Origin of the sequence: Streptomyces durocortorensis (assembly GCF_016901035.1) — a bacterium.
Taxonomy (GTDB): Bacteria; Actinomycetota; Actinomycetes; order Streptomycetales; family Streptomycetaceae; genus Streptomyces; species Streptomyces durocortorensis.
The window spans coordinates 1-10,440 of the sequence record NZ_JAFEUF010000232.1 but is presented as its reverse complement, the minus strand read 5'-3'; the positions used below and the strand labels follow the sequence as shown (position 1 = coordinate 10,440).

The 10,440-nt window shown below is 74.1% G+C and carries 8 protein-coding genes and 1 pseudogene; 5 read left to right on the top strand and 4 right to left on the bottom strand.

What is annotated here, in order from left to right; genetic code table 11:
* Nucleotides 1–258: 258 nt before the first annotated feature.
* Nucleotides 259–1,242: a DNA polymerase Y family protein gene (locus JS521_RS29335; protein WP_205085966.1), complete on the top strand. Its 984-nt coding sequence runs from the start codon at nucleotides 259–261 to the stop codon at nucleotides 1,240–1,242.
* A 52-nt stretch (nucleotides 1,243–1,294) separates the two neighbouring features.
* Nucleotides 1,295–2,173, top strand: coding sequence for a phosphotransferase (locus JS521_RS29330; protein ID WP_239487998.1), 879 nt, complete (start codon nucleotides 1,295–1,297; stop codon nucleotides 2,171–2,173).
* A gap of 44 nt (nucleotides 2,174–2,217) precedes the next feature.
* Here JS521_RS29330 and JS521_RS29325 read toward each other — a convergent pair whose 3' ends face one another.
* Nucleotides 2,218–2,727 carry a GbsR/MarR family transcriptional regulator gene (locus tag JS521_RS29325; RefSeq protein WP_205085965.1) on the bottom strand — a complete coding sequence of 170 codons (510 nt, stop codon included), beginning with the start codon at nucleotides 2,725–2,727 and terminating at the stop codon, nucleotides 2,218–2,220.
* A 123-nt stretch (nucleotides 2,728–2,850) separates the two neighbouring features.
* Between JS521_RS29325 and JS521_RS29320 the strand changes: the two genes are divergently transcribed.
* Nucleotides 2,851–3,780, top strand: coding sequence for an ABC transporter ATP-binding protein (locus JS521_RS29320; RefSeq protein ID WP_205085964.1), 930 nt, complete (start codon nucleotides 2,851–2,853; stop codon nucleotides 3,778–3,780).
* Nucleotides 3,777–5,438 (top strand): ABC transporter permease, encoded by a 1,662-nt coding sequence (locus JS521_RS29315; RefSeq protein ID WP_205085963.1) that lies wholly within the window; start codon nucleotides 3,777–3,779, stop codon nucleotides 5,436–5,438. The genes JS521_RS29320 and JS521_RS29315 overlap by 4 nt, the downstream gene beginning before the upstream one ends.
* Before the next feature lie 207 nt (nucleotides 5,439–5,645).
* Here the strand turns inward: JS521_RS29315 and JS521_RS29310 are convergent, their stop codons facing one another.
* Nucleotides 5,646–7,085, bottom strand: coding sequence for a hypothetical protein (locus JS521_RS29310; protein ID WP_205085962.1), 1,440 nt, complete (start codon nucleotides 7,083–7,085; stop codon nucleotides 5,646–5,648).
* A gap of 195 nt (nucleotides 7,086–7,280) precedes the next feature.
* Between JS521_RS29310 and JS521_RS29305 the strand changes: the two genes are divergently transcribed.
* A complete protein-coding gene (locus JS521_RS29305; protein ID WP_205085961.1) occupies nucleotides 7,281–8,624 on the top strand; it encodes a molybdopterin-dependent oxidoreductase in 1,344 nt (447 codons plus the stop codon).
* A gap of 394 nt (nucleotides 8,625–9,018) precedes the next feature.
* Here JS521_RS29305 and JS521_RS29300 read toward each other — a convergent pair whose 3' ends face one another.
* Both JS521_RS29300 and JS521_RS29295 read right to left on the bottom strand, forming a co-directional pair.
* Complete coding sequence (locus JS521_RS29300) at nucleotides 9,019–9,912, bottom strand: class I SAM-dependent methyltransferase (protein ID WP_205085960.1); 894 nt, start codon at nucleotides 9,910–9,912, stop codon at nucleotides 9,019–9,021.
* Nucleotides 9,909–10,370: pseudogene (locus tag JS521_RS29295) on the bottom strand (TIGR04282 family arsenosugar biosynthesis glycosyltransferase); the annotation flags it as partial. The pseudogene JS521_RS29295 and the gene JS521_RS29300, both read right to left, overlap by 4 nt.
* Nucleotides 10,371–10,440 lie beyond the last annotated feature (70 nt).

The following is a 10,440-nucleotide window of genomic DNA, read 5'->3' as shown; positions in this document are numbered from 1 at the left end:
CCGGGCGGGTCCCCCGGCGGGGCGGCGGGGACCGGGTCCTGGGAGCTGGGCACCGCGGCCGGCGCCCGCGGCATCCGGGCCCACCCCCCGCCGGGCCGCACCGCGCCGCACCCTCACCCAGCCGAACGGGTATGAGCTGCACCCCTGGGCCGACCTCCAGCCGCCCGGCGCTCCCGCCTCCGCCGGCCTGCCCGCACTCGACGCGCTCGACGGGCGGTCCTTCCACCACGCGAGTCCCGGAAGCGCGGGGTGACCGGGATGATCCTCTACCTTCACTTCGGCGACCCGCAGCCGGACCCCGCCTACCGCCGACTCCTCGACATGGTCGGCGAGTTCACCCCCGTCGCCCAGGCCCTGCCGCCGGACGCGGCCCTCGCCGACGTGTCCGGAAGCACCCGTTACTTCGACCGCGACGCCGATGGGCTCGCGGCCCTGATCCGGATGCGCGCGGCCGCGCTCCACGGCCTCGACGTGACGGTCGGCATCGGCCCCAACCCGCTCCTCGCCCGGCTCGCCGCACACCGGGGGGAGCCCGGCGCCATCCGCACCGTTCCCGACGACCCCGAGGCCGTCACCCGGTTCCTCACCGGGCTCCCCGTCGCCGCGCTGCCCGGCGTCGGTCCGGCCACGGTCCGCACCCTGGCCTCGTACGGCCTGCGCACCGCCGACCGGATCGCCGCCACCCCGCTGCTCACCCTCCAGCGCATCCTCGGCGCGGCCCCCGGGCGTACGCTCCGCGAGCACGCGGCCGGAATCGACCCCACCCGGGTCGCTCCCGGCGCCCCGCCCCGCACGGTCGACGCCGAACACCGCTTCGGCCACGACGAGTCCGACGCCGCCCGCCAGCGGGCCGCCCTGACCCACCTGACCGAACAGCTCGGCGCCCAGCTCCGCGACGAGCGGCAGACCTGCCGGGCGCTGACCCTGACCGTCCTGTACGCCGACCGTGCGGGCCACTCGTCGATCATCCGCAGCCGCACCCTGCCCGAGGCCACCGCACACACCCCCCGGCTCCGCGCCGCCGCCCACGCGCTGCACGGCTCCCTGGGGCTCCAACGGGCCCGGGTCCGCTCCCTCGCCCTGCGCGCGGGCGAACTCGGCGACGCCGCTTCCGCCTCCCGGCAGTTGACCTTCGGCCCCGACGACGACCGGTCCCGCCGCATCGAGGCCGCGGCCGACCGCGCCCGCGCCCGCTTCGGCCCGGGCGCGGTACGGCCCGCCAGCACGGCGGGGATGCGGTGAGCGTCCGACGCCCGGCCCGGGGCGTCAAGGAGCGCGCGGCCATCATGGGTCCATGACCTCTCCATCGCACCGCTGGGCGCGGGCGGAGCGCCTCGACGCCGCCCGGATGCTCGACGCCCTCCATGTCGAAACCGGTGTCCGGCTGACCCTGGACGGCCTGTGTCCGGGCGGGCAGGTCGGCGCCGCCTATGTTCGCCGGCCGGACCGTCGCCGCTCCGTGCTCAAGTGGCGACCGTACAGCCGCGCGGCGGACATGGAGGCAGGGCCGCTCACCGTCAGCCGGGTGATGCGCGACGCAGGCTGCCCGGCCCCGGACACCGAGCTGGTGGCCCAGGTGGGCCACGCGGTCGTCACCGTTCAGGAGCTTCTGCCCGGCATGAAGATCGACCGCCTCGATCTCCGCGGGCTGGTCCAGGCCCTCCAGCTCAACCGGTTGCAGGCCGGCCGGCTCGCCGACCTGCCCGGTGTTCCCGCCGCAGAGCTGTTCCTGCGTCAGGACGGCCCCGGCTACTGCCTGCACGAGCCGCTGCGCCGGCACAACCGTCGCAGCGCCGCCCTGGAGCAGTGGGTCGCTGCCGTCGGCGCCGGCCACCCCGGCCGACTGGCCGGCGACGACGCCGTGCACATGGACTTCCACCCCGGAAACCTGCTGGCGGCCGACGGCTCGATCACCGGCGTCATCGACTGGGACGGGGCCGCCCGCGGTGACCACCGGTTCGACCTGGTCACCCTGCGCTTCGGCATCCACGGCGGGGGAGCGGACCCGCGAGTGACGCGACACCTCGACGCCGTACTCGACGCGGTTCCGGAGGACGTCCTGCGGCCCGCGTGGGCGCACATGAGCCTGCGCATGGTCGACTGGGCCATCCGGCACTTCACCTCGTCCGAGGTGGAGCACTGGCTCGACCTCGCCGAACAACGCGTGAGCTGACAGGTGCGGCGGGCCGAAGGAACGCCCCGCCGTGAAGTGCCCCCTCAGCCCCCGAGGTGTTCCGCCCGGTGGGCCGCCCACCGCTGCATCAGCGACCCGAGCTCCTTCTCCAGGAACAGGAAGAACTCCAGGGTGTCGTTGATCCGGCGGCCCTGCGGGGTGTCGAGCCCGAACTGCTCCACGCCCTCCCGCATCGTGGTCTGCCAGTTCCTCAGGAAGGCGTCCCGCTCCAGCAGCGCGTTGTACCACTGATCGCCCTGTACGCGATAGCGCTCCCGCCGGGATCCCGGCTCCCGCTCGCGGCTGACCAGGTTGACCTGGGCGAGATAGCGGACGGCTCCCGACACGGCTGCCGGGCTGACCTTCAGCTGCTCGCTCAGTTCGGCGGAGGTGAGCGCTCCCAGCTCCGACGAGAGCAGGGCGGCGAAGACCCTGGACGGCATGCGGGTCATGCCTGCCTGGACCAGCTGGGCGGCGAAACGCTCCACGAACCGGGAGACGGCCTCCGCCTCGTCGTCGCCGTCCGTGCGGTTGTCCGTCCGCTGCTCATCCATGTTCCGACCCCGGTCTCCGTGGTTCCCGACGCTCGCGTGCCGCCCGCGCCTCCGGCCAGTCTACGAGCGATTCATACACTTCCTTAACTTCACACATTTCTGAAAGAAGCGTAGTTTCGAAACATGAAGAAGGCCATCACCATCTCCGGGCTGCACAAGTCGTTCGGTCCGACGCACGCCCTCACCGGCCTCGACCTCGACGTACAGGCAGGCGAGGTCCACGGCTTCCTCGGACCCAACGGGGCGGGCAAGTCCACGACGATCCGCGTCCTGCTGGGTCTGCTGCGCGCCGACTCCGGCGGCGTCCGACTTCTCGGCAAGGACCCGTGGAAGGACGCGGTCGAGCTGCACCGGCGGCTCGCCTACGTCCCCGGGGACGTCGAGCTGTGGCCGGGCCTGACCGGAGGCGAGGCCATCGACCTGCTGGCGAAGCTGCGCGGTGGTCTCGACCGGCGGCGCCGCGACGAACTCATCGACCGCTTCGACCTCGATCCGGCCAAGAAGGGCCGCGCCTACTCCAAGGGCAACCGGCAGAAGGTCGCCATCGTCGCCGCGCTCGCCTCCGACGCCGAACTGCTCCTCCTCGACGAGCCCACGGCGGGCCTCGACCCCCTGATGGAGGTCGTCTTCCAGGACGTCATCCTTCAGGCGAAGGCCGCGGGGAAGACCGTGCTGCTCTCCAGCCACATCCTGGCCCAGGTCGAAAAGCTCTGCGACCGCGTCAGCATCGTCCGCCAGGGCCGCACCGTCCAGTCGGGCACGCTCGGCGAAATGCGCCACCTCACGCGCACGACCGTCGAGGCCGAGACCGAGCGCCCGGCCACCGGACTCGACGCCCTGCCCGGCGTCCACGGGCTGACGGTGACGGGCCGAAGGGTGAACTTCGCCGTGGACGGAGCACATCTCGACGCGGCGATCCGCGGGCTCGGCGAGTTCGGCATCCGGAGCCTGACGAGCCATCCGCCGACGCTCGAAGAGCTGATGCTGCGTCATTACGGCGACGAACTCGCATCCTCGGCCTCCTCACCCGCCTCGGGCGGTGTCGACCGATGACCGGTATCGCCGCGCCGCTCGACGCCCCCGGAAGGTCCACGCCGGACAGGGCCGTCCTCGCCGCCTTTACCGGCACCGGCACCCTCCTCCGCTTCAACCTGCGCCGGGACCGCGTCCGCCTGCCCGGATGGCTGCTCGCCCTCACCCTGGGCACGCTGGCCACCGCGGCCGAGTACACGTCGCTGTACTCCACCCCCGAGCAGCGCGCCGCCGCCGTCAGGTCCATGGACAGCCCGGCCGCGCTCGCCATGACCGGCCCCCGTCACTACCTGTCCGACTACACCGCCGGTGCGATGCTCGGCCACCAGATGCTCGGCTTCATGGCCGTCCTGGTCGGCCTGATGAGCGTCCTGATCGTCACCCGGCACACCCGCGACGAGGAAGAGACCGGCCGCGCCGAACTGGTCCGCTCCACAGACGTCGGCCACCACGCCCACCTCGCCTCCGCCCTGGCGGTCGCCGCCGTGGCCAACCTCGGACTCGCCCTGCTGCTTGCCCTGGGGCTCACCGCGACGGGCATCGACGGAATCGGTCCGGGCGGCGCGCTGCTGTACGGCCTCGCGCACGCCGCGATCGGGCTCGTCTTCGCCGGTGTCGCCGCGATCACCGCGCAACTGACGGCACACACCCGGGGCGCGTCGGGCCTGGCGCTCGCGGCGATCGGCGTGGCCTACGTGCTGCGGGCCTCCGGCGACGTGGGCAACGACGCCCTGTCCTGGCTGAGCCCGATCGGCTGGATCCAGCGCACCTACGTCTTCGTCGACGACCGGTGGTGGCCGCTCGCCCTCTGCTTCCTTCTCGCCGCCGCGACCGCCTCCTACGGCTTCGTCCTGAGCACCCGGCGCGATGTCGGCGCGGGCCTGCGCCCCGCGCGGCTCGGCCGGCGTACCGCCTCCGACGCACTCACCCGGCCCTTCGGCTTCGCCCTGCGGCTGCACCGGGCGACTTTGCTCGGCTTCGCCGCAGGGCTGTGCCTGATGGGCGTCACGTACGGCTCGATCCTCGGCGAGGCGGCCGACATGGTGGAGAGCGTCGAGCAACTCCAGGAGGCGCTCAAGGGCATCGGCGGCGCCACCGTGGCTGAGTCGTTCGCGTCGATGGTGATGGTCGTCGTCGCGGTCGTCGCCGCCGTCTACGTGGTGATGGCCGCGCTGCGACCGCGTGCCGAGGAGAACGCCGGCCGCGCCGAACCGCTCCTGGCCACCGGCCTCTCCCGCGACCGCTGGCTCGGCAGCCACATCGCCGTCGCCCTGGCTGGCGGGACGGCGCTGCTGGTCCTCGCCGGGCTGGGCTTCGGCGTCTCGGGCGCGGCATCGGCGGGGGACGGGAGCCTGGTCCTCGAACTGACGCTGGCGGCGGCCGCGTACGCCCCGGCCCTGTGGGTCACCGTCGGTGTGGCCGTCCTGCTCTTCGGGTGGTTCCCGCGGGCGGGAGCGGCGGCCTGGATCGTGCCCGTGTACGCGTTCCTCGCCGGATACCTGGGGCCGATCCTCCAGCTCCCGGGTTGGACGAAGAATCTGTCGCCCTTCGGCCATGTGCCCCAGCTCCCGGCCGCCGGAATGAACTGGACCCCGCTGCTGGCGCTGACCGCCGTCGCGGCCGGGCTGATCCTGCTGGGTCTTACGGGTTTTCGCCGCCGGGACCTGGACACCAAGTGACCTGGTACGGGGGAGAGGGGGCGCGGCCAGGCGTGTGGAAGTGCGCTTCGGCACCCCTTTTCGCAGGTGAGGCGCCAAGGACGCACGGTGCCGCGTACGAGCGCTGCCCAAGGTCATCGGCCTCCTGCCGGCCGACCCGGACACCTCACCCCGCGTACGCCCCGTCCAGGTCCAGCGGGTCGCCGAGACCAGCGGTCTGACCGGCCCTCACCACCCCGTCCACAGGAAGTGGTTGACCAGCAGAGCCGGAACGGCCGACGCGACCAGCCACCACCGCACACTCCGGCGCGGCAGCAGCGCCGCCGCGGGCAGCAGCCACAGCAGGAACGGCTGCCAGATGCGCTCGGTCTCCGCCTTGCTCATGCCGGAGAGGTCCGCGGCGAGCAGTGCCGCCAGCGCCGCCAGGACGAGCAGGGCCAGCCGCCCCTCCGGGGAGGCCGCCACAGGGCCGCGCCGCAGCGCCTGTACGGCGCCGGGCGCCACCACCGCGCTCCGGCGCAGCCCGGCGACGGCGGCGAGCCCCGCCGCGACGGTCGCGCAGGCCAGGTTGGCCCAGACCCAGTAGCCGTACGGGCGGACGCCGCCCGCGCCCTGGTAGTAGCGCTCGACCAACAGGTGGTAGGCGGTCCACCAGTTGAATCCGGCCAGGGTGAAGGCCACCGGCACCACGAGCGCGCCGAGCAGGAACACCGGCACCGGGCGGGCGGTCCTGGCGAGCACCAGGACCGCGAGCAGGACGGCCGCCATCAGCCCCAGCCCGTAACTGAGGTAGCAGGTCCACCCGAACAGCAGACCCCCGCCGACCGCTGCCGCTGCCGGGAAGCGGACCCGGCGGGTGGCGGCCAGGGCGAGCAGCGCCACCGACCAGGCGGCGACGGCCGCGAAGTAGCCGTCGGCGGAGACGCCCGCCCAGACGGCGGCCGGGGCGAGGACGAGGAAGGGCGCGGCACGCCGGGCCATGCGCTCGTCGGCCAGCACCCGCACGGTGATGAGGGCGGCCAGCACCGCCGAACTGCCCACCACGACGCACCAGACGGCTGCCCAGGCGCCCCCGCCGAGCCCGATGCGGTCCAGCCACACGAAGGTCAGCGTCGCGCCCGGCGGGTGCCCGGCGATATGGGCGGGCCAGTTGCCGGGCGCCTCGACCAGGATGTGGTCGGTGAAGCCGCGCAGCGTGGCGGGGATGTCCGCGAAGCGGTCGATGACCCGCAGGTATTCGTGCTTGGTGGTGAGCCGCCGCTCGACGCCCCGGTACCAGCCGTCGATCAGCGCCATCGAGAAGACCCAGGCCGTGGACCCGGCCCAGGCCGAGACCAGCAGCCCGCGCCAGGGCAGCCGGGCGGCGAGCGGCGGCCCGTACGCGACGACCAGGACGGCCATGGTCAGCGCGGCGGGGGTGCCGGGGCCCAGGTGGGGATCCCAGGAGGCAAGGAAGGGCGGCCACTGGGCGAACAGCGTTCCGTCCCGGTCCTGGATGATCCTGCCGATGAGCACGGCGGCTACGACCAGCAGTACGCCCGCGGCGGCGGCGATCAGATCCGCCCGCCCCGCGCGCCGGACCCGGTCGTTGGTGCGGTCCGGCGGTGCGGGCGGGCCGTGCCCGGTGCCGTCGGCGGTGTCCGTGGGGGTGACGTCCTCGGTCTTCACGCTGGCACGCTATGCACACCGGGCGGCGATCGGGCGGTACGGCAGGGCCGCGTCACCGAACCGTCAGATCCGTCAGATCTGACAGATCCATGCCCGGCCGTGACGGGCGTCCGGTCCCCCGTCCGGCGGTGACGTCAGAGTTTCGTCAGGAGTCGCATCCCCCGTCGGCGCCGTTCGCCGCTTAGCGTCGGCCCTATGCCCGAACGCCGCCCGACCCGCTCCCTCCCCGAGACCCTCCGCACCCTCCGCGCCCTGCGCACCCCCGCAGACCCGGGGTTCTGGCGCAGCCCCGTGCGCGGGGCGCGCTTCACCGCCGTGCTCGGCGTCGTCCTGCTCGTCGGCCTCACCCTGCTGTTCGTCACCGGGCTGCTCTCCTACGCCGCCTACAACCCGGACCTGAACCCGGTCAACGACAAGACCCCGGGCAAGGGATGGCTGGGCTTCTACCTGTTCTCCTGGCCGACCGGCCCGCACTGGCTCTACCGGCTGACCCAGGGCCTGCACGTCACCGTCGGCATCGTGCTCGTGCCCGTCCTGCTCGCGAAGCTCTGGTCGGTGATCCCCCGCCTCTTCGCCCTGCCGCCCGCCCGTTCCGTGGGCCACGCCCTGGAGCGGCTCTCGCTGCTGCTGCTCATCGGCGGGGCGCTGTTCCAGTTCGTCACCGGACTGCTCAACATCCAGCTGGACTACCTCTTCCCCGGGTCCTTCTACACCCTGCACTTCTACGGGGCCTGGGTCTTCCTCGCCGGGTTCGTCACCCATACGGTCCTCAAGACGCCGCAGGCCGTACGGGTGTTGCGGCAGGGTATCCCGCGCGGTGAAGGTGGCACCCGGCGTGGGGAAAGCGGCACTCCGCGCGGTGAAAGCGGCCCCCCACGCCGCGGGACGGACACCCTCGCCGCCCCCGACCCGCTGCCCGCCACCCTGTCCCGGCGCGGCGCGCTGGCCATGGTGGGAGCCGGTTCGCTGCTTCTGCTGATCACATCGGCCGGCCGCAGTTTCGACGGGCCGTTGCGCCGCATCGCGCTGCTCACCCCGCGCGGCGGCACCGACCCGGGGCCGGGACCGAACGCCTTCCAGGTCAACAAGACCGCCTCCGCCGTACGGATCACACCCGCCGACACCGGGGAGAACTGGCGGCTGACGGTACGGGGGCCGGCCGGGGAACTCCGCTTCTCCCGGGCCGAACTGCTGGCCATGGAACAGCACAGCGCGGAGTTGCCGATCGCCTGCGTGGAGGGCTGGTCGACCTCGGACCAGCGGTGGCGCGGGGTGCGGCTCGCCGACCTGGCGGCGCTCGCCGGATATCCGGACCGGCCGCCGGGCGTGTTCGTCGAGTCGCTCCAGCGCGGCGGCTCCTTCCGCAAGGCCGCACTGCGCGACAACCAGGTCCGCGACGGCCGCTCGCTCCTCGCGCTGGAGGTGAACGGCGCCCCGCTGTCGCCCGACCACGGCTACCCGGCCCGGATCATCGTCCCCGCCGCGCCCGGGGTGCTGAACACCAAGTGGGTCGAGACCCTGACGTTCGGAGAGCTGTGATGTCCACCCGGGCCGTGCCGCCCCCCTCCATCCCGCCCCGCCGCTCGCGCTTCTCGCCGCGCCGCCGGTACGGCGAGGGCCCGCTCCATCTGGTCCTGCTCGTCGCCACGTTCTGCCTGGCCGGCTACGCGGGCGTACGGCTGCTGGACGGGGACACCGTCGGTGTCCTGCTCTGGTTCGCCGGGTCGGCGGTCCTGCACGACCTGGTGCTGCTGCCGGTGTACGCCGGGGCCGACCGGGCCCTGCGCGCCGCGCTCGGCCCCCGGACGGCCCTGGTGAACTTCGTCCGGGTTCCGGCGTTCCTCTCCGGGCTGCTCCTGCTGATCTGGTTCCCGCTGATCGCCCGGCGTACCGAACGGCGGTACGAGGCCGCCGCCGGCACCACCCCGGACGTCTACTTCGGCAACTGGCTGCTGATCACCGGTGTGCTGTTCGCGCTCTCCGCGCTCTGGCTGCTGGTCCGGGCGCTCCGCTCCCGTACCGGACGGCGCAGCGAGACGAAGGTCCGTCCCTCCGCACCCCACTGATCGGCCGTCCGCCAGCCGCCCGCCCGGGCGTGCCGCAGCAGGGCCGGCGTCCCGATCCGCGCCCAGGGGAACGGCTCGGCGGCCGCGCCGGGTGCGGCCGGGGCGGCCCTTCCGTCCGGCCCGCCCCGGCCGTCGTCGAGCCGGACCCGGACCCGTTCGTCCACGTCCACGGGAGCGGTCTCGGCGATCAGCAGCCCGCCGGCGCCGAGCAGATCGGCCGCCCGGTCCAGCAGGGCTGCCGGGTCGCCGCCGATGCCGATGTTGCCGTCGAGGAGCAGCAGGGTGCCCCAACGGCCCTCCCCGGGCAACGGGTCGAACACGCTGCGGAGCAGGGCCGCGCCGCCCAGACCGCGGGTACGGGCCACCGCCGCCTCGCTGACGTCGATGCCCAGCGCCCGGTGCCCGAGCGAGGCCAGTTCGGCGACCAGCCGCCCCGGTCCGCAGCCGATGTCCAGCACCGGCCCCTCGCACCGGTGCAGCGCGGACAGGTCGGCGGAACCCGCGTCGGAGCACCAGCGCTCCACGTCCAGGGGCAGCAGCCAGCCGTCGCTGCGGCGCAGGAACAGCGGACCACGGCCGGTGCGCAGGGCGTTGGCGTACGGGTCGGCGCCCCAGGGCGCGGTGCGGACCGTGCCCGCCCGGGCCGGCGCGTCGGAGGTGTACGCGGTGTCGGCGGCGGCCTCGTGGTGGGCGTCGGGGGCTTCGGTGCGGTCGGCGGAGGCCGGTGCGGCGAGTTCGGACGAGGGCACGGTCGTACTCATCGCACCCCCGCCCCGGTCAGCCGGCCGAGCGCCGCGGCGAACCGGCCGCCCGGCGCGGCCGAGGCGACCCGGTGGGCGTCGGCCGCGGTGTCCACGTCGACCAGCACCGGCAGATCGCGCACAGCGAGCCCCGCCTCCACCAGCCTGCTCCGCTGCACCGCGCCGGTCTCCGGGAGGGACATCGGCACCCCGCGCAGCAGAGCCGGATCGGGTTCCGCCAGGCCCAGGGCCCAGAACCCGCCGTCCTCGGCCGGACCGAACCAGGCCCCGCAGCCGTCCCAGGCGTCCGGCGCGAGTGCGGGGGCGAGCAGACCGGCCGTCAGCTGCGGGGTGTCCATGCCGACCAGGAGGGCCGGCCCCGTACACCCGCCGAAGGCCGCCGCGAGGCGCTCGTCCAGACCGCCCGCACTCTGCGGCACCACCTCGAACCCCGGCGGAACCCACGGCCCCGGCCGTCCTCGGCCGGACCGAACCAGGCCCCGCAGCCGTCCCAGGCGTCCGGCGCGAGTGCGGGGGCGAGCAGACCGG